The following is a 19,379-nucleotide window of genomic DNA, read 5'->3' as shown; positions in this document are numbered from 1 at the left end:
AGTCAAAAGATCGCAGCCTTCGGCAGCTCCTACAGGGGGCGCAGTTCATCAGATCCCTTTGAAGATTCCAGGCCGCCTCTCTACCAGCGACCGCACTCCCTCCTTGGCATCCTCACTGCCCAGCAACTTCTTCACCAGCGCCGGTAACCCCTGCGCTGCCGCCGTCTCGCCTTCATAGCGCGCCTGCCGCGCCGACATCAGCGTCGCCTGAACCCCCAGCGGTGCCTGCCGGGCAATCCGTTCGGCCAGTTCGAGCGCTCGCGGCAACAGGTCCTCGCTGGCCATGACTTCCTGCACCAAACCCAAGCGCAAGGCATCATGCGCGTCGAACTCATCACCGGTCAGCAGCCAGCGCATCGCGTTGCCCCAGCCAGCCACCTGATGAAAACGTAACGTCGCGCCACCAAAAGGAAAAATCCCCCGCTGCACTTCCATTTGCGCGAAGCGGGTGTTGCTCGCGCACAGGTTGATATCCGCCGCGAGCATCAACTCGATGCCAATGGTCAGGCAGTAACCCTGGGCGGCGACAATCACCGGTTTGCTGACCCGTGGCCCGACGAACACCCCCCAGGGGTCGCAACCGCCGGTCGGAACCTGCCAGCCTTCGGCGAGGGCGGCGCTGACGTTGAGCAGATCCAGACCCGCGGTAAAGTGCTCGCCATGCCCGAACACCACGGCTACCCGCGCCTCGCTGTCGGCCTCGAATTCACCGTAGGCCAGACTCAGCGCGTTGAGCAGGTCGAGGTCGAATGCGTTGCGTTTGGCGGCTCGATCCAGGCCTATCAAGTGGACATGACCACGACGTTCACGGCTGACGCGGCCGGGGCAGGGCTGATTCATGGGTAAATCCTCGGGCGGGAAGGGCGGGTGCAGCGACGGTATGCCGCACATCGGTGAATCGTTTAAGCGTCATCACCCGCAGGGCCGGGCCTTTTGAAAAATAGACCTTCGCCTGATTATCCGCAAAACCCCGTTACACAGCGGTGACACACGGATTCAAGCGATAAAAAAAGCTCCCTTTTTGGGCAAATTCCGGTATAGTGCGCGCCGGCCTTTAACCGGGCCGCGTTTAGGTAGCGCAATTCCCCGAAGTCAGCTTCGGCTGCATGTCCGCACTGCGGGCTCTTCCTTGACGATTCTTTTTCATTCATACGTTTTCGCAAATCCCCGCCGACAAAGCTGCCAGGGCGACTCTTGAGTCTCAACACGGCATGTGCAGCTTTGGAGCATGGGTCTTTGCGGATGCACTTAGAGGCAGACCCATGACCCAGGAAATCGGCGGCTTCGCCGCTCTTGAACTTCATCCCAATATTGTCGCTGCAGTAGTCGCTACCGGCTATGAAGAGCCTTCGGCCATTCAGCAGCAGTCGATCCCGATCATCCTCGCCGGTCACGATATGATTGGTCAGGCGCAAACCGGTACCGGTAAAACCGCTGCCTTTGCCCTGCCTATCCTGCACCGCATTGATCCGTCCAAGCGCGAGCCGCAAGCTCTGATCCTGGCCCCAACTCGTGAGTTGGCGCTGCAAGTTGCAACCGCTTTCGAAACCTACGCCAAGCAAATGCCGGGCGTAACTGTTGTGGCTGTCTACGGCGGCGCGCCGATGGGCCCACAATTGAAAGCAATCCGTAATGGCGCACAGATCGTTGTCGCCACTCCGGGCCGTCTGTGCGACCACCTGCGTCGTGACGAAAAAGTCCTCGCCACCGTGAACCACCTGGTTCTGGACGAGGCGGACGAAATGCTCAAACTGGGCTTCATGGACGACCTGGAAGTCATCTTCAAGGCCATGCCGGAAACCCGTCAGACCGTATTGTTCTCGGCCACCTTGCCGCAGTCGATCCGTGCCATCGCCGAGCGCCACCTGCGCGATCCGAAGCACGTGAAGATCCAGAGCAAGACCCAGACCGTTACCGCGATCGAACAGGCTCACCTGTTGGTTCACGCTGACCAGAAGACCTCTGCCGTTCTCAGCTTGCTGGAAGTGGAAGATTTCGACGCTCTGATCATGTTCGTGCGCACCAAGCAAGCGACCCTGGATCTGGCCAGTGCCCTGGACGCCAAAGGCTACAAAGCCGCTGCGCTGAACGGTGACATCGCCCAGAACCAGCGTGAGCGCGTCATCGACTCGCTCAAGGATGGCCGTCTGGACATCGTTGTCGCGACCGACGTTGCTGCCCGTGGTCTGGACGTTCCGCGCATCACCCACGTATTCAACGTGGACATGCCGTACGATCCGGAATCCTACGTGCACCGTATCGGCCGTACCGGCCGTGCCGGTCGCGAAGGTCGTGCGCTGCTGCTGGTGACTCCGCGTGAGCGCCGCATGCTGCAAGTGATCGAGCGTGTCACCGGTCAGAAGGTTGCCGAAGTGCGTCTGCCGGACGCTCAGGCGGTTCTCGATGCACGCATCAAGAAACTGACCAACAGCCTGTCGCCGCTGGTCGCTGATGCCGAGTCGACTCACGGCGAACTGCTGGATCGTCTGACCGCTGACATCGGTTGCACCCCGCGTGCACTGGCTGCAGCCCTGCTGCGCAAAGCTACCAACGGTCAAGCGTTGAACCTGGCAGCGATCGAGAAGGAACGTCCACTGGTGCCGAACAACGCACCGCGTGGTGACCGTCCTGAGCGTTCCGGTGATCGTCCGGATCGTGGTGACCGCGAGCGTCGCGCGCCAATGCCTTTGGGCGAAGGTCGTGCCCGTTGCCGTACCGCGCTGGGTGCGCGTGACGGTATCGCCGCCAAGAACCTGCTGGGCGCCATCCTCAACGAAGGTGGTCTGGCCCGCGAAGCAATCGGTCGCATCCAGGTGCGTGACAGCTTCAGCCTCGTCGAGCTGCCGGAAGATGGTCTGGACAAACTCCTGACCAAGCTGAAGGACACTCGCGTCGCTGGCAAGCAGCTGAAACTGCGTCGCTACCGCGAAGATTGATCTGCCCTTGGGCTGATTGATCGAACATAAAAAATCCCCGACTGGTTCGGGGATTTTTTTTGCCTGTCTTTCAAGATCAAAAGATCGCAGGCTGCGGCAGCTTCTACATGTTGGAACGCGTTCCTCCTGTAGGAGCTGCCGCAGGCTGCGATCTTTTGCTTTTAACCGAAACGATAAATATCCATGCCCAGCGCACCCATGGTGAACCCCCGGTGCGCCACGCTGAACTCACCCCCGGCACCGCGGGCAAAATACAGCGGCAACAAATGCTCATCGCTCGGATGGCTGCGCACCGCATTTGGTGCTTGCTGGCGGTAGTCGTGCAAGGCCGCTTCGTCATTGGCCGCCAGCTTGTCGATCATCCAGTCGCGGAAGTCCCGGGCCCACGGCTCGACGCTTTCCGGCCCGGCGTGCCAGTCCAGTTCGCGCAGGTTGTGGGTGATGCTGCCGGAACCGATCAGCAAAATGCCCTGATCGCGCAGACTCGCCAGCGCTTGCCCGACACGGGTTTGCAACGCCGGGCCGCCGCGACTCGGCAGCGACACCTGCACCACCGGGATATCGGCCTGTGGGTACATCAGCGACAGTGGCACCCACACGCCGTGATCGAAAGGTCGTTGCGGATCGAGGCGTGCCGGCAGATGCGCGGCTTGTAGCAATTGGGCGACCTCGGCTGCCAGTTGCGGATCACCGGGGGCCGGGTACTGCACTTCGAACAGGGCGCGCGGGAAGCCACCGAAGTCGTGCCAGGTTTCCGGCTGCGGATTGCTGCTGACCAGCAGTTCCTGGCTCTCCCAGTGGGCAGAAACGATGACGATGGCTTTGGGTTTCGGCAGCTCGGCCGCCAGACGTGCGAGGGCCGGGCCACTGGCGCCGGGTTCCAGGGCCAGCATCGGCGAGCCGTGGGAGATAAACAGGCTGGGAAACATGGAAAGGTTCCTGAGCGGTAAGATGGCCCATCTTCAGTCAGATCATTGATCTAAATCTAATATAAGTTTTAACGCCTTTTGATCGAATTTATTGGGGGGATGCATGCAGCCTGAGTTTTGGCACAAGAAGTGGGAATCCAATCAGATCGGTTTTCATCAGCCTGAGGTGAACCCGTATCTGCAAGGTCACTGGCCGCAACTGACCCTCCCGGCGCAAGCGCGGGTGCTGGTGCCGTTGTGTGGTAAGAGTCTGGATCTGCTGTGGCTGGCCGGGCGTGGTCATCAGGTGCTGGGGGTGGAGTTGTCGAAGAAGGCCATCGAGGACTTTTTCAGTGAGCATCAGGTAACGCCGCAGGTCAGCGACAAAGGGCCGTTCAAGGTCTACCGTGCCGACGCCATCGAGTTGTGGTGCGGGGATTTCTTTGCACTGACCGCAGGCGATGTGGCGGATTGCGCAGCGTTCTATGACCGGGCGGCACTGATTGCCTTGCCGCCAGCGATGCGTGAGCGTTACGCGGCGCATCTGCAGCAGATCCTGCCGCCGACTGTGCAAGGGCTGTTGATCACGCTGGATTACGATCAGGCGCAGATGTCCGGGCCGCCGTTTGCGGTTGACGACGACGAGGTGCAGCGGTTGCTGGGTGGTGCCTGGCAGGTGCGGATGCTGGAAGAGCAGGATGTGCTGGGGGAGAGCTGGAAGTTCCTGCAGGCGGGGGTGACGCGGTTGGAGGAGCGGGTTTACCGGGTTTCTGGGCAGTAGATTTTTGCAGTCAGTGTCGGCCCTGTCGCGAGCAGGCTCACTCCTACAATGATTTGTGGTGACTCGCGAATTGCGTGCACCACAGAACCCTGTAGGAGTGAGCCTGCTCGCGATAGGGGCAGAATGAGCAAACAATTATTTCAATCAATCAAAAAAGGCCCGCATCGCTGCGGGCCTTTTCGTTACTGCACCCGATGGATCAACCGCGACGACGCAACGCGTCGATACGCTCTTCCAGCGGCGGGTGGCTCATGAACATGCGGGCAAAGCCCTGCTTGATGCCACCGTTGATGCCAAAGGCATTCAGGGTGTCCGGCATGTGCACCGGCAGGCCCTGTTCGGCGCGCAGGCGCTGCAGGGCGCCGATCATCGCGTTGGTGCCGGCCAGACGTGCGCCGGCTTCGTCGGCACGGAATTCGCGTTTGCGCGAGAACCACATGACGATGGCACTGGCGAGGATGCCCAGAACCAGTTCGGCGAAGATGGTCGCCACGTAGTAGGCGATGCCCTGGCCTTCTTCGTTCTTGAAGATCACCTTGTCGACGAAGTTGCCGATGATCCGCGCGAAGAACATCACGAAGGTGTTCACCACGCCCTGGATCAATGCCAGGGTGACCATGTCACCGTTGGCCACGTGACCGATTTCGTGCGCCAGTACGGCCTTCACTTCGTCCGGCGAAAAGCGCTCGAGCAAGCCCTGGCTGACCGCGACCAGCGCGTCGTTCTTGTTCCAGCCGGTGGCGAAGGCGTTTGCTTCGTAGGCCGGGAAAATACCGACTTCAGGCATCTTGATCCCGGCTTCGCGGGACAGTTGCTCGACGGTTTGCAGCAGCCATTGCTCATGCCGGGTGCGTGGCTGGCTGATGATCTGGGTGCTGGTGCTCATCTTCGCCATCCACTTGGAGATGAACAGCGAGAACAGGGAACCGGCGAAACCAAAGACCGCACAGAAAACCAGCAGCTGACTGAGGTTGAGATCAACCCCGTTGGCCGCCATGAACCCGTTGAAGCCGAACAGGCTCAGGGTGATGCTGGCTATCAGCACGACCGCCAGGTTAGTGGCCAAAAACAGCAGGATGCGCATCATGGTTGTAGAAATCTCCTCAAGCTAAAGATGTAGCGTACTGCGGGGTATATAAGGTGCGGCACGGGGTGATTCAACCGAGTGACTATTTCAAACTGTGTCCTACAGCGAATTCCATGGTCTGCAGGTCATTCCCCACGACCGAAACCGAAAGGGATGACAGACAGCCGCCGCCCGCCGCCATTACGTCAGATGCGTGCAAGCCATATGAATCGCAAGTGTAGAAGGTGCAGCGAGGCGGGGAGGGCAGAAGTGTTGCTGAATCAGACAGTGCGCAACGTGGGGGCCGTTGCGCACTGTTGACCGGTTACTGGCGGTAGGACTTGAGGAAGTTACCGATGCGTCCGATGGCCATCTCGAGATCGTCGACACGCGGCAGGGTGACCACCCGGAAGTGATCCGGCCACGGCCAGTTGAACGCCGTGCCTTGCACCACCAGCAGCTTCTCGGAGAGCAGCAGGTCGAGGACGAATTTCTCGTCGTTGTGGATCGGGCAGACCTTCGGGTCGATCTTCGGGAACGCATACAGCGCGCCCATCGGCTTGACGCAGCTGACGCCCGGAATGTCGTTGAGCAACTCCCAGGTGCGGTTGCGCTGCTCCAGCAGGCGACCTTGCGGCAGCACCAGGTCGTTGATGCTCTGATAACCGCCCAGCGCGGTCTGGATCGCATGCTGGCTCGGCACGTTGGCACACAGGCGCATGTTGGCCAGAATGTCGATGCCTTCGATGTAACTCTGGGCATTGTGTTTCGGCCCGGAGATGGCTATCCAGCCGGAGCGGAAACCGGCCACGCGGTAGGATTTCGACAGGCCGTTGAAGGTCAGGCACAGCAGGTCCGGGGCCAGCGAAGCGGTGCAGACGTGCACGGCATCGTCGTAGAGGATCTTGTCGTAGATCTCGTCGGAGAACACCACCAGATTGTGCGCACGGGCGATTTCCAGCATGCCCAGCAGCACTTCCTTCGAATACACCGCGCCGGTCGGGTTGTTCGGGTTGATGATCACCATGGCCTTGGTGTTCGGGGTGATCTTGGCCTTGATGTCGGCAAGGTCCGGGAACCAGTTGGCACCCTCGTCGCACAGATAGTGCACGGCGTTACCACCGGCCAGGCTCACGGCGGCGGTCCACAGCGGGTAGTCCGGCGCCGGCACCAGTACTTCGTCGCCGTTGTTGAGCAGCGCCTGCAACGACATCACGATCAGTTCGGACACGCCGTTGCCCAGGTAGATGTCTTCGATGCCGACACCTTCAACATTTTTCTGCTGGTAGTACTGCATCACCGCTTTACGTGCGCTGAACAGACCTTTGGAGTCGCTGTAGCCCTGCGCCGTCGGCAGGTTGCGGATCACATCCTGGAGAATTTCGTCCGGTGCTTCGAAACCAAATGGCGCCGGGTTGCCAATGTTCAGCTTGAGGATGCGCTGGCCTTCCTCTTCCAGACGTTTGGCGTGCTTGAGCACCGGACCGCGAATGTCGTAGCAGACGTTGGCGAGCTTGTTCGATTTGCTGAACTGCATGGCGATGTGATCCCGAAAATGAACGATCCAGACGGCGGATGGACAACCGTGCTGGGATTCCTGCGTCTTCGCACAGGCGGAGTCTTGCGCCGTGGCGCCGAGAATCCGTTTGAATGCGCCCGGTCTGGCTGCCAGACTGGCGTGTGACGAGGCGCAATCATACGTGCCACCCGATCCGTGGAAAAGATACAGATCGGGCTTTTTCAGCCGCTGAGGTGTGATGATGGAAAAGTTGGAAAAAACCCTGGAAGAATGGCGTGCGATGCTCGACCCCGAACAGTACAACGTGTGCCGTCTCAGTGCGACCGAACGGCCGTTCTCCGGCAAATACAACGCCACCAAGACTGACGGCGTCTATCACTGCGTCTGCTGCAATGAGCCGCTGTTCGATTCCACGACCAAATTCGATTCCGGCTGCGGCTGGCCGAGCTTCTATGCGCCGATCGGCGAAAGCGCCATGACCGAAATCCGCGACACCAGCCACGGCATGATTCGCACCGAGGTCAAATGCGCCCGCTGCGATGCGCACCTGGGGCATGTATTCCCTGACGGTCCGCCACCGACCGGCCTGCGTTACTGCATCAACTCGGTGTGCCTGGATCTGGTGCCACGCGAGTAATCGAACGGGCGACCTGTGGGTCGCCTTTCGGATAATTAAATTGCACACAATTTAATTGCTCGCTATGTTTGGCCTTTCCCGATAACCCGCGGAGCCGACCCATGAGCGACAACCTGCTGAATATCCCGGTCACGAACATCAAGGGCGAGCAAAAGACCCTCGCCGATTACGCCGGCAAAGCGGTGCTGGTGGTCAATACGGCCAGCAAATGCGGTTTCACCCCGCAATACAAGGGGCTGGAACAACTCTGGCAGACCTACAAGGATCAGGGCCTGGTGGTACTGGGTTTCCCGTGCAATCAGTTCGGCAAGCAGGAACCGGGCAACGAGGGTGCGATCAGCGAGTTCTGTGAACTGAACTACGGCGTCAGCTTCCCGCTGTTCAAGAAGATCGACGTCAACGGCGCCGACGCCCATCCGCTGTTTGTGCAGTTGAAAAAGCGCGCTCCGGGTGTGCTCGGCTCCCAAGGCATCAAGTGGAACTTCACCAAGTTCCTGATCGGCAAGGATGGCCAGTTGGTCAAGCGTTTTGCCCCGGCCACCAAGCCGCAGGACCTGACCGGCGAGATCGAAGCCCTGCTCAAATGAACAGCCTGCCCGTTGATTCGCTGAAGCTCGACAATCAGTTGTGCTTCAAGTTGTATGCCGCGTCCCGGGCGGTGATTCGCGCCTACAAGCCGATGCTCGATCAGCTCGGCCTGACCTATCCGCAATACCTGGCTATGCTGGTGCTGTGGGAATGGCAGGACAGTGCGCCGGAGCAACCGACGGTCAAGTCTCTGGGCGAGCGTCTGGCGCTGGATTCCGGCACCCTGACGCCGCTGCTCAAGCGTCTTGAGCTACTGCAGTTGGTGCAGCGTCAGCGTGCGGCGCGTGATGAGCGTGAAGTTCATCTGAGCCTGACGCCGCAAGGGCAGGCGCTGCGCGAACAGGTCGGGCCGCTCAAGGCTCGCTTGTTGTGCGACAGCGGGGTGAATCTTGATCGGCTCAACGATTTGCGCAATGGCCTCGATCACCTGCTGGGGCAGATCAAAGCGCTGACGTAGTCGGGATCCATTGGTCGAGCAGGGCCGCCAGCTCTTCGCGGCGGAACGGCTTGGCCAGGTAATCGCTCATGCCAGCGGCACGGCAACGTTCGCGCTCCTCGGACATGGCGTTGGCGGTCAGCGCGACGATCGGCAGGTGCGGCCAGCGCCCGCTCTGGCGAATCTGCCGGCTCGCTTCGTAGCCGTCCATCACCGGCATGTTGCAGTCCATCAGTACCAGATCGAATTCATCGTGTTCCAGTTGATCCAGCGCTTCGGCGCCGTGGGCCGCAACCACCACGTCGCAGCCGAGCTTGCCGAGCATGCCTTTGGCCACCAGTTGGTTGACCGGATTGTCCTCCACCAGCAGCACCTTTCCGCGCCGCTGAACCGGTTGGCTGTCAAGGCGCGCGTCGTTGATCGTGGTGATGTCGGCCAGCAGGATGCGCCGCAGGATCTGATACAGCGCGTTGCGCGCCAGCGGCCGCGCTTGCTGCTGTAACGGTGCCAGCGCGGCGGCTTCTTCACCGGGCATGAAACTGCCATAGGCCGTCACCACCAGGATCGGCGCGCTGAGCGTCGGGCGCAGACTGAACAGACATTCCGGGCAATCGGTGATCAGCAAGTCTGGGGAGAGGCCCAGCAACGGGTCGTCCATGGTGCGCTGCTCATAGGTTACGCCCCACACCGGCAGCAGCGTCTTGAGCAACTCTGCCAGCCCGCTGCTGGCAGCGGTGATCGCCAGCACCTTGCCGTGCAGCGGCGGCGGCATGACCGCCCGGGTGTGGCATGGCAGCGGCAGGTCGGCACAGAATTGACTGCCGAAACCGGCCTCGGAGCTGATCGTCAGCCGACCCTGCATGGCTTCGCACAGGTTGTAGGTCAGCGCCAGACCGAGGCCGGTGCCGCCGTACTGACGGGTGATGCCGGCACCGGCCTGGGTGAACGGCTGGAAGATTTTCACTTGGGCGTCCTGGGCGATGCCGATGCCAGTGTCGCAGACTTCGATACGTACCCCGTCCTGGTGGGTGGACAGACGCACATCGACGCGGCCGAAACGGGTGAACTTCAGTGCGTTGGAGAGCAGATTGCTGACAATCTGCCGCACCCGGGTCGGATCCCCCAACACCAATGCCGGGAAGTGCGGGTCGATCAGGCACGTCAGCTCGACACTGGGCGCCGCATTCTGTGACAACAGGTTGGCGGTGTCCTCGATCAGTGAACCGAGGTCGAACGGGATGTGTTCCAGTTCCAGCTGCCCGGCATCGAACTTGGACAGGTCGAGAATATCGTTGAGCAACTCCACCAGGACCTTGCCCGAGTCATGAGCAATCGACAGTTGTTGCTGCTGCTCGGCGTTCAGCGGCCCGTCGAGGGAGAGGGCGATCATGCCCAGCAAGCCGTTGAGCGGAGTGCGGATCTCGTGGCTCATGTTGGCGAGGAACGCCGAACGCGCTTCGGCCATGTCCAGTGCGGTGCTGCGGGCCACTTCCAGTTCCTGGTTGGACTGGCTGAGCCGGGCGTTGATGGCCTTCAGCTCGGCGGTGCGCGCCGAAACGATGTGCTCCAGTTGCCCGAGGTAATCGGTCAGGCGGTTTTCGGCGTTGCGCCGTTGCTGGATTTCTGTGGCGATGTTGTCGAACTGCTGGTTGGCAACCCTGACCAGCACACCGATTTCGTCGTTGGCGTGTCCGGCCGGACACTCCAGCATTGTGGGTTCCGCACTGCGCGCATCGCGTGCGCTGAGTTCGCGGATCAGCCGCACCAGTGGCTTGGTCAGCATCACGTAGAACAAGGCCAGCAGAATCCCGGTGAGGATCAGACTGCGGGCAAAGCCGTTGAACAGCGTGATTTCGGCGCGGCGCAGGAACCGGCTGCCGAACGCGTAGGTGTCGACTTCCAGGCTCAGAATGCCCAGCGACTCGTTGGGCAAGTGGTCGAGGTACAGGCGGTCTTCGAATTCGCGCTTGGCACCGAACAGGAAGTCGCTGATGATCCGATAGCCGCTTTGCAGCTCCGGGCGTTTGACGCTGGCCAGGACGTTGCCATTGTTGTCGGTCAGTTGCGCAGAGATGATCGCCGGCGAACGCAGCAGACCCAGGGTCAGTTCCTGGGCCAGTTCGGAATCGATGTTGTAGGCGATTCGAGATGCCGGATTGTGGCTGATTTCCAGCAAAGACAGGATTTCACGGTTGATGGAGGCGTCTTCGCTGGCATAATCGATGCCGATTTGCAGCAGGCTGAGCAGCGTGCCCAGAATGAACCCGACCAGCACAGTGAATCTGGCTTGCTTGTAAGACAGCCGGTGGGTGAATTTGATATCCATAGGGTGATGAACCACTTCCGTTTCCCTTCGCTGCTCAAGCATAGTCGATCATGTATGGATACCGAGGTTCCCGAATCGCCTTGTAACAAGGGCGCGGCGCGCCATTGTTGATCTGATTGTCGTCGCTGAAGCACCATCATCACTTTGAACGTGCCCGAGGAGAAGACGTGGATTCCCGATTGAATGCTTTTCTTGAACGCGCCGAGTCGGTTCTGGCGCGGATCGAGCCGCTGTTGCCGGCTCCGCGTCCTGTTATTGACTGGAACACCTGCCTGGCGGCGCGCTGGCAGCGCGACGGGCGCAGCGGGTTTCTGCTGCCGCTGGAAGTCAGCCTCGACATGCGTCTGAGTGACCTGATCGGTGTCGACCGGCAGCTGGAGCAACTGGGGCGTAACACCCAACAGTTTCTCGACGGCATGCCGGCCAACCACGCGCTGCTCTGGGGCTCGCGCGGTACCGGTAAATCCTCGCTGGTGCGGGCGTTGCTGGCCGAGCACGCCCAGGCCGGCCTGCGCCTGATCGAGATCGAGCGCGATCACCTGGCAGACCTGCCGCGGGTGGTGGAGCAGATCGCCAAACTGCCACAGCGCTTCGTGCTGTTCTGCGATGACCTGTCGTTCGAATCCGGTGAAGGTGATTACCGCGTCCTGAAAAGTGTGCTCGACGGCTCGCTGGAGCAGGCGCCGGACAACGTCTTGCTGTACGCCACGTCCAACCGCCGCCATCTGGTGCCGGAGAAGGAAAGCGACAACGAGAACTGGAAACGCGTCGACGGCGAACTGCATCCCAGCGAAGCGGTGGAAGACAAGATCGCCCTGTCGGACCGTTTCGGTCTGTGGCTGTCGTTCTATCCGTTTACCCAAGAGCACTTTCTCAACGTCGTCGAACACTGGATCGGCCAGTTGGCGGCCAAGGCCGGCTTGAGCTGGCAGCGTGACGAAGCGCTGGACATCCTCGCCGTGCGCTGGGCAACCGGGCGCGGCAATCGCAATGGACGTTGCGCGTACCAATTCGCCCGTTACTGGGTGGGACTGAAATTGCTGGAGCACAAGGCATGATTGATTTGCAACAAAGCGGCCAGGGCCTTGAAGGCTATGGCATGTTGGCCGCGCAACTGGAGTCGCTGCTGGCGGACGAGCGCGATTTCATCGCCAACGCCGCGCAGTTTTCGGCGTTCCTGTTCAACCAGCTCGATGACTTGAACTGGGCCGGTTTCTACCTCAATCGCAACGAAGAACTGGTGCTTGGCCCGTTTCAGGGGCAGATCGCCTGCGTGCGCATTCCATTCGGTCGCGGCGTGTGTGGCGCGGCGGCGGCCAGTCTGCAGACCCAGCGGGTCGAAGACGTGCATGCCTTTCCCGGGCACATTGCCTGTGACAGCGCCTCGAACAGCGAGCTGGTGGTACCGCTGGTCAAGGATGGTCGGTTGATCGGCGTGCTCGATCTCGACAGCCCGAAACTGGCACGTTTCGGTGCCGACGATCAGGCCGGTATCGAGCGTCTGGCGGCGATCTTCCTGCGTCTGACCGACTGCTGATCAGGCGCTCAGGCCAGCCTTGCGCAACAGGCTGGCCGGTTCTACCGCATCGATTTGCCGCGGGTCGAGAAACCGCGCGGCGTACTGCATGTACACCCCTTCGTTGATGAACAGCCCGAACAATTCGGCATCGATGTGGGCCTCGCGGCACATGGTGGCCATGATCCCCAGTGCTTCGCTCAGGGATTTGGCCTTCTTGTACGGCCGGTCAGCCGCAGTCAGAGCCTCGAAGATATCGGCAATCGCCATCATCCGCGCCGGCAGGCTCATGTCTTCGCGCTTCAGGCGTTTGGGGTAACCGCTGCCGTCCATTTTTTCATGATGCCCACCGGCGATTTCCGCGACGCTGTCCAGGTGCCCCGGGAAGGGCAGGTGGCTGAGCATCAGGATCGTCTGCACCATGTGGTGATTGATGATGTAGCGCTCTTCGCGGGTCAGCGTGCCGCGGGCGATGCTCAGGTTGTAGCGTTCGCCGCGGTTGTATTTGTAGCGCGGCACATCCAGTTTGAATCCCCACGGGTTGTCTTCCGGAATCAGTTCGCTGTCGGCGCGTTCGATCAGGTGTTCGGGTTTGTCCGCCAGCAGAGGTTCGCTGGCCGGAAGCTTCGGTGCAGGCGTTCGTGCCTGCCGCCGGTTTTCCTCCCAGGACACGCCCAGACGATCATCGAGGGTGCGCGTCCAGCGACGCTCGGCAATGCGCTCAAGGCGCTGCAGATCGGCTGGCGCCATGGCCTCACCGCCCAGGTTGCAGTGGGCGACAAATGCAAAGTCGTCGTCCAGTTCTGTCAGCGTGGCGTCACGGAGTTCGCTCAGTTGCGCCTCGTTGCCGCCCATGGCCAGTGCCTGCCAGTAGCTGATCCAGGCGTCGCGTTTGAGCACCTCGAAGCGGGTGCGGATTTCGTGGATGCGATCATTGAGGGTTTCCAGTTTGGTGGCCTTGTCGACCACGTATTCCGGTGTCGTGACCTTGCCGCAGTCGTGCAGCCAGGCGGCGATGTGCAGGGCCTCCCATTCGTCTTCGTTTGGCTGATAGCCCTGAAACGCCGGCGCCTGGCTGGCGGCAGCGGCCTGCGCGAGCATCAGCGTCAGCTCCGGCACGCGCTGGCAGTGGCCACCGGTGTAGGGGCTCTTGGCGTCGATGGCACCGGCCAGCAGCTGGATGAACGCATCGAGCAACTGCTTCTGCTTTGCCTGCAGGCGCTGGCTTTCGATACTCACCGCCGCAGCGCCGGAAACCGCCTGCAGGAAGGCGATGCGGTCCGGACGCAGTTTTTCCAGATCCTGCGCGGTGCCGCTGTCGTTGATCAGCAGAATCAACAGGCCGATGGTTTCGTTGTGCCGGTTGCGCAGGCGAATGCCGATCAAGTGGATACGCGGCGACGTCATCGCCAGCAGTACTTTCTGCAAGTCCCCGGCCTGTTCGAAGCCAAGACTGGTCACCACGTTGTCAGCGTTCGTCAGTTGCTGGAACCACGCAGGCCCCTGACCCGCCAGAAGCTCCTGACCCAGCACATCGAACTCGTCCAGATCCTGCGAGACGCCATCGATCACCAGCCCGTAGGGTTCCATCCGGTTGCCATCGTTTTCGCGCAGATAGATCAAGCCTGCCTGCGCCTGGGCGATCTGCACCGTTTCGAACAGCACCCGTTGCAGCAGCGGGGCGAAGCGGGTTTCGGCGCACAGGCTGTCGGTGATGCGGAAGAAACTGGCAAGTGTGTCCTTCATGCGGGCCATCGACAGGCTCAACTGATCCACCTCCAGCACTGGCGAGCGGCGGGTGACCGGAAAGTTGAAATCGAAACTGCGAATCGCGTCGGCTTCCTTGACCAGCGCGTGCAGCGGCTTGACCAGAATTCGCGATATCAGCCAACCCAGCGGCAGGCACAGCAGCAATGTCGCCAAGGTGATCAGCGCGCCTTGCCAGCGCATGCGGTAGGCGTCGGCGAGCAACTCGTCCTCCGGCACCAGCAGGGCCATCTGCAGACCTTTCGGGCCGCCTTCCTGCAGGTTGCTGCGGGCGACGATCCAGTGTCGGCCCGCGACGTCGAGCCGCTTGCCCTGATGCGCCGTGGACAGCAGCGCGTGCAGATTCGGACTCAGGTCGGCGGCCTTGGCCAGGCGTGCATTGCTGTCATCGACAATCAGCCGGCTGCTGTCCGGATAGGCCACGGCATTGCCATCGGCATCGAACAGCACGATTTCGGTGGAGGGTGTAACCACGTGCTTGATCAAGGTGGCCGAGAGCGCGGCCAAGGTCAGATCGGCACCGATCACCGTTGTTGCGCTGCTGCGCCGGGCGAGGGTGGTGCCGACGTTGTGCGTGGAGAAAAACACGTAGGGTTCGGTGGTGATCTGATCGCCTTGTCGCAGGGCGTTGCTGTACCAGTTGCGGGTGCGCGGGTCGTAGCGATCGTCGGGATTGTCCTGATGAGCGACCGGGTTCAGCGTTTCGTCGAAGAACAACGATTGTGAAGACGCGGTGCCGCTGGCCGTGTGTTCGATACTCCAGACCTGATAGGCCGCTGTCGGCGGCGCCTTGAGCAGGGTTTTCAGGGCGTCGGTGCGCAAGGGGCGCACCATGAAGAAGTCGCCGTTGCCATAGCCCAGATACAGCGAAGCGAGGTCGGTGTTGTCCTTGAGCGACTGACTGAACGGCTTGAGCAGTGCCAGACGCTGTTGCAGGTTCGAGGCCTCGGTCGCCTGGTTGACCGCCAGCAGACTGAGCAAATGCCGGATCGGCTGGTAAGTGGCCTGCAGGTCCAGGCGCACGTCCTGTTCGATACGATTGAACAGGTTTTCGCTGCTCGACAGGATGATCCGGGTGGTCTGGCGATAATTGAACAGTCCCAGCACGATGCCCGTGAGCAACAGCAGAAAGGTGAACATGACGCTGATATGCACATGCAACGGGAACCGGCGTTGATCCGGGCGCAGTGGGCTGGGCATCGCTGGCTCTCCATTGAAGTAAACACACTGCTCAGCGCCCAAGCATAGTTAAGGCTCGGTCATTCTGCTTTTTTCAAGCGGTTCGAGTTGTTGCTGCAACGCCTGCTCCAGTTCGACCATGGCCGCATCGGTGGCCTGTATGCGATGCACGAGAGTGAGCCCGGGCGTTGTCGGCGCGCAGGCTTGTTCGAGCGCATCGCAACGGGCGATCAGGCGCGAAGCCTGAGCGATTCGGGCGGCTCCTTTGATCTTGTGCGCCACCACCGCCAATGCCTCACGATCATTGTGCGGGGCCAGGGCCAACAACTCCTGGCGATCGAGGCGGCTGCTCTTGAGCAACTCTGTGAGCAGGCGCCGGGCCTGCAGCGGATTGCCGCCCGTCAACTGATTCAGTCCCTGGAGATTGAATGCAGGCTCGGGCGCGACGGGCTGCAAGCCGTTGACCCAGTGGCTCAGCGCGCTGAGGCTCAAGGGCTTGAACAGACAGTCATTCATGCCGGCCTGTTTGCAGCGCTGCACTTCCTCAGGCTGCGCGTTGGCGGTGAAGCCCAGCACCGTACACGGTGCGCGACCTGTGCGTTGTTCCTGCTGGCGGATGGCAGCGGTCAGTTCATAGCCGTTCATCAGCGGCATGTTGCAGTCGGCAATCACCAGATCGAATTCACCTGCCTGCCACTGTTCAAACCCGCTTCGCCCTTCTTCCGCCAGGCTGAAGCGGTGCCCGAGAAACTCCAGTTGCTGACACATCAACAGGCGATTGGCGGGGTGATCGTCGACCACCAGGATGTTCAGCGGCGTAAAGGTCACGCGGATCGGTGGTTCGGTTTTCGTCGTGGCCACTGTGCACGGCAGCGTTTGCAGCGGCAGCGACAGACAGACCTGGGTGCCGATCCCGGGCTGGCTGCTCAATTGCAACTGGCCGCCCATCATTTCGCAGAGATTGCGGCTGATCACCAGCCCCAGGCCCGCGCCACTGCGGGCCTGCTGTCTGCCACCGTCGGCCTGAGCGAAAGGTTCGAACAGGCGCTGTTGATCTTCGATACTGATCCCGACCCCGGTGTCCTGGATCGTCAACTGGATGAGCGAACACGTTCCCGGGCCATTGGACAGCACGTCCAGCGTGATCCGCACCTGTCCGTACTCGGTGAATTTGATGGCGTTACTGATCAGGTTGGACAGGATTTGCTTGAAGCGTAACGGATCGAGTTCGACATCGACTTGAAGCCCGGGGGGATTGACGCTCAGCGGCAGAGCAAGGTTTTTCTGACGGGCCAGGCCGTCGAAAATCCTGACCACTGACGCCACCGTTTCGACCAGATTGACCCGCTCCGGACTCAGGCTCAGGCGCCCGGACTCGATCCGCGCGATATCGAGGATGTCGCCGATCAGGCCCAGCAGATCCTTGGCCGAGCAGTAGGCGGTTTCGATGGATGAACGATCCGGATGCTGTTCGGCCATGCGTTTGAGGGTCAATTCGAGCATGCCGATGATGGCATTCATCGGCGTACGGATTTCGTGGCTCATGGTCGCCAGAAAGGTACTTTTGGCGCGGTTGGCGTTGTCCGCCTGTTCCTTGGCGCTGCGCAATTCATCGAACAGTTGTCGACGTTCGCTGATGTCGATCCAGCCGCCGATGATCCCTTGCACGTCGCCGCTGGAGTCGCGGTACGGCAGGATCCAGTGGTAGATCGTCAGGCGTCGACCGCCAATGTGCAGCGGACGATCCAGCACCAATGGCGTGCCTTCGTCCACGACCCGCTGGTAATCCGCCTGATACGCCTGCGCTTCGAAGGCATTGCTCAGGGTGCCTTGCATGACGCTTTTGCCGATCACGTCTTCACGTTTGGCGTTGAAGGCTTCGAGGTAGCTGTCGTTGCAGCTTTGCAGCAGGCCTCGACGGTCGCGCACGTAGATCGGATGCGGAGTGCCGTTGACCAGTGAGCGCATGAATTCGAACTGATCGTTCAGGGCGCGCTCGGCCGCCTGACGCTGCTTGATCTGGTGACGCATGTAGGCATTCCACAGCAGTGACAACACCAGCAGCAAACACGCCGCGCCGATCAGTTGGTAGAACAGGCGCTGGTAGTGATGCCAGTTGCCTTGCGCGGCGTTGGAAAAACCACGCCAGCGGCTGTTGATGACGCCCAGTTCCTCGGGCGTGATGCTCAGCAGCGCCTTGTCGAGGATCGACCCCAGTTCGCTGTTGTCGCGGGCGGTGGCCAGTGAAAAGGCCGCCTGGCGGGTGCCCAGGGTCGTGGTGATCTGCAACGGGTGTTCGAAGATTCGCGACGCAATCAGATAGTTGGCGATCACCAGCGAGGCGACCGCGCCATCGGCTTTGCCTTCGGCGAGCAACGTCGCGGCGCCGAAGGTATCGGAGGTTTCAATCAGGTGGATGTCGGGGAACTCGCGGCGCAGGTAATCGGCCATGGGATTGCCTTGGGAGATCGCCAGGGACTTGCCCGAGAGCTGGGTTGGATGAGTCGGGCTGTCAGCGGATTTGCGTGTCAGCAGGACAAACGAGTTTTCCAGATAGGGGCGACTGAACAGCAGGGACTTTTCCCGCTGAGGAGTGGGGAGCAACGCCGCTATCAGGTCGGCCCGGTGCTGGTCGATCTGCTCGATCATGTCGCCGTCGCTGCGGCTGCGTACCAGTTCGAAGCGCATGCCGGTGCGCAGGCGCAGCAGTTCGAGCAGGTCTGCGGTGATGCCCCGCAGATTGCCGTCGCTGTCGAAGAATGTCAGCGGTGCGAACGCCTCATTGACCACGACACGCAGCACTGGATGCTGCTTGAGCCACTGCTCTTCATGGTGGGTCAATTGCAGCTTCTGGTCGGTCAGCAGGATGTCGCTGCCGGCGCTCCAGCGCTTGGCGATGCTGTCCCGTTCACTGGCTGAGACGGCCTGGAGCGCGGTGTTGATGATGGCGAGGAGTTGCGGGTTGTCTGCACGCACGGCAAAGCTGAAACCATGGGCTTCCTGCTTGCCGAAATTGGCCATGCGAATGTTGTTCAGATAACCCTTGTTGATCATGTAGTGGGTGGAGATGGTGTCGCCCAGAAACACATCGGCCTGATCGAAAGCCACCGCGTTGATTGCGTTCTGATAGGAGGGATAGGACGTCAGGATGGCCTTGGGATACAGCGCCTTGACTTCATCCTGCGGCAGATAGTGATACACCATGCTCAGGCGCAGTCCGGCCAGGCCTTCGGTGAGCGTGCGGGTCTCATCTTCACGGGTGACCAGTACCGGCTGATCGATGGCGTAGGGGGTAGAAAGCAGGACGTCGGCACGACTCGCCTCGAAACCGTTGGCCGTCCCGAGCATGTCGACCTGACCGGCTACCAGCGCTCGCAAGGCGGCGTCCCGTGAGGCAAAGCGTTTGACCCGGATCGGCAGCTCGGTGGCCCGGCTGAGCAGGCCGGCGTAGTCGGCGGTGAAGCCTTCGTAATCGCGACCGCTGGCGGTCATGTCGAACGGCGGATAATCCGGTGCGGAAGTGCCCAGTACCAGTTCGCTGCGAGTCTGCAACCATTGACGTTGCGACGGTTCAAGGGCCACGACCAGCGTTTCGTGACCCGAACGGCTGCGCAGCACGTAATCTTGTGCGGTAACGCCCTCGGCATTTACCTGAGTCGTCAGGCACAGGCTCGCGCACAATCCAGCGAGATAGATCTTTAAACGACTGGGCATTCGGGC

General features: G+C 61.0%; 14 protein-coding genes. 7 read left to right on the top strand and 7 right to left on the bottom strand.

Features of this window, described 5'->3' with window-relative positions:
- Positions 1–48: 48 nt before the first annotated feature.
- Positions 49–840, bottom strand: coding sequence for a crotonase/enoyl-CoA hydratase family protein (locus NN484_RS16310; RefSeq protein ID WP_127648766.1), 792 nt, complete (start codon positions 838–840; stop codon positions 49–51).
- 422 nt (positions 841–1,262) lie between these two features.
- Between NN484_RS16310 and NN484_RS16305 the strand changes: the two genes are divergently transcribed.
- Positions 1,263–2,936, top strand: coding sequence for a DEAD/DEAH box helicase (locus NN484_RS16305; RefSeq protein WP_007964821.1), 1,674 nt, complete (start codon positions 1,263–1,265; stop codon positions 2,934–2,936).
- 161 nt (positions 2,937–3,097) lie between these two features.
- On the opposite strand, the gene NN484_RS16300 is transcribed toward NN484_RS16305, so the two are convergent.
- A complete protein-coding gene (locus tag NN484_RS16300) occupies positions 3,098–3,865 on the bottom strand; it encodes a DODA-type extradiol aromatic ring-opening family dioxygenase (RefSeq protein WP_215501979.1) in 768 nt (255 codons plus the stop codon).
- Positions 3,866–3,968: 103 nt separating this feature from the next.
- Here NN484_RS16300 and NN484_RS16295 point away from each other — a divergent pair, with 103 nt between their 5' ends.
- A complete protein-coding gene (locus tag NN484_RS16295; RefSeq protein ID WP_274657478.1) occupies positions 3,969–4,625 on the top strand; it encodes a thiopurine S-methyltransferase in 657 nt (218 codons plus the stop codon).
- Between the two features lie 199 nt (positions 4,626–4,824).
- Here NN484_RS16295 and htpX read toward each other — a convergent pair whose 3' ends face one another.
- Both htpX and NN484_RS16285 read right to left on the bottom strand, forming a co-directional pair.
- Entirely contained in the window at positions 4,825–5,712 is an 888-nt protein-coding gene (gene htpX, locus NN484_RS16290; protein ID WP_007964827.1) for a protease HtpX, read from the bottom strand.
- 304 nt (positions 5,713–6,016) lie between these two features.
- Entirely contained in the window at positions 6,017–7,228 is a 1,212-nt protein-coding gene (locus NN484_RS16285) for a pyridoxal phosphate-dependent aminotransferase (RefSeq protein WP_127648763.1), read from the bottom strand.
- Positions 7,229–7,451: 223 nt separating this feature from the next.
- On the opposite strand from NN484_RS16285, the gene msrB reads away from it, so the two are divergent.
- The 3 genes from msrB to NN484_RS16270 all read left to right on the top strand — a co-directional run bounded on the left by msrB (position 7,452) and on the right by NN484_RS16270 (position 8,892).
- A complete protein-coding gene (gene msrB, locus NN484_RS16280) occupies positions 7,452–7,847 on the top strand; it encodes a peptide-methionine (R)-S-oxide reductase MsrB (RefSeq protein WP_215501977.1) in 396 nt (131 codons plus the stop codon).
- A 101-nt stretch (positions 7,848–7,948) separates the two neighbouring features.
- A complete protein-coding gene (locus tag NN484_RS16275; RefSeq protein ID WP_127648761.1) occupies positions 7,949–8,434 on the top strand; it encodes a glutathione peroxidase in 486 nt (161 codons plus the stop codon).
- On the top strand, positions 8,431–8,892 hold the full coding sequence (locus NN484_RS16270) for a MarR family winged helix-turn-helix transcriptional regulator (RefSeq protein WP_127648760.1): 462 nt from the start codon (positions 8,431–8,433) through the stop codon (positions 8,890–8,892). Before NN484_RS16275 ends, NN484_RS16270 begins: the two co-directional genes overlap by 4 nt.
- Here NN484_RS16270 and NN484_RS16265 read toward each other — a convergent pair.
- Positions 8,876–11,197 (bottom strand): hybrid sensor histidine kinase/response regulator, encoded by a 2,322-nt coding sequence (locus tag NN484_RS16265; protein WP_274657477.1) that lies wholly within the window; start codon positions 11,195–11,197, stop codon positions 8,876–8,878. The two genes, NN484_RS16270 and NN484_RS16265, sit on opposite strands and share 17 nt — an antisense overlap.
- Positions 11,198–11,364: 167 nt before the next feature.
- On the opposite strand from NN484_RS16265, the gene NN484_RS16260 reads away from it, so the two are divergent.
- Complete coding sequence (locus NN484_RS16260) at positions 11,365–12,255, top strand: ATP-binding protein (RefSeq protein ID WP_127648758.1); 891 nt, start codon at positions 11,365–11,367, stop codon at positions 12,253–12,255.
- Positions 12,252–12,734 carry a GAF domain-containing protein gene (locus tag NN484_RS16255; RefSeq protein WP_119429621.1) on the top strand — a complete coding sequence of 161 codons (483 nt, stop codon included), beginning with the start codon at positions 12,252–12,254 and terminating at the stop codon, positions 12,732–12,734. The genes NN484_RS16260 and NN484_RS16255 overlap by 4 nt, the downstream gene beginning before the upstream one ends.
- On the opposite strand, the gene NN484_RS16250 is transcribed toward NN484_RS16255, so the two are convergent.
- Together NN484_RS16250 and NN484_RS16245 are read right to left on the bottom strand one after the other, a co-directional pair.
- The gene (locus NN484_RS16250) at positions 12,735–15,680 is read right to left on the bottom strand and encodes an HD domain-containing phosphohydrolase (RefSeq protein ID WP_274657476.1); all 2,946 of its coding nucleotides are present in this window, start codon (positions 15,678–15,680) and stop codon (positions 12,735–12,737) included.
- 48 nt (positions 15,681–15,728) lie between these two features.
- Entirely contained in the window at positions 15,729–19,373 is a 3,645-nt protein-coding gene (locus NN484_RS16245; RefSeq protein WP_274657475.1) for a transporter substrate-binding domain-containing protein, read from the bottom strand.
- Between the last annotated feature and the right edge of the window lie 6 nt (positions 19,374–19,379).

Origin of the sequence: Pseudomonas serboccidentalis (assembly GCF_028830055.1) — a bacterium.
GTDB classification, from domain to species: Bacteria; Pseudomonadota; Gammaproteobacteria; order Pseudomonadales; family Pseudomonadaceae; genus Aquipseudomonas; species Aquipseudomonas serboccidentalis.
The sequence above is the reverse complement of the archived record's forward strand: the minus strand, read 5'-3'. Positions and strand labels throughout refer to the sequence as shown.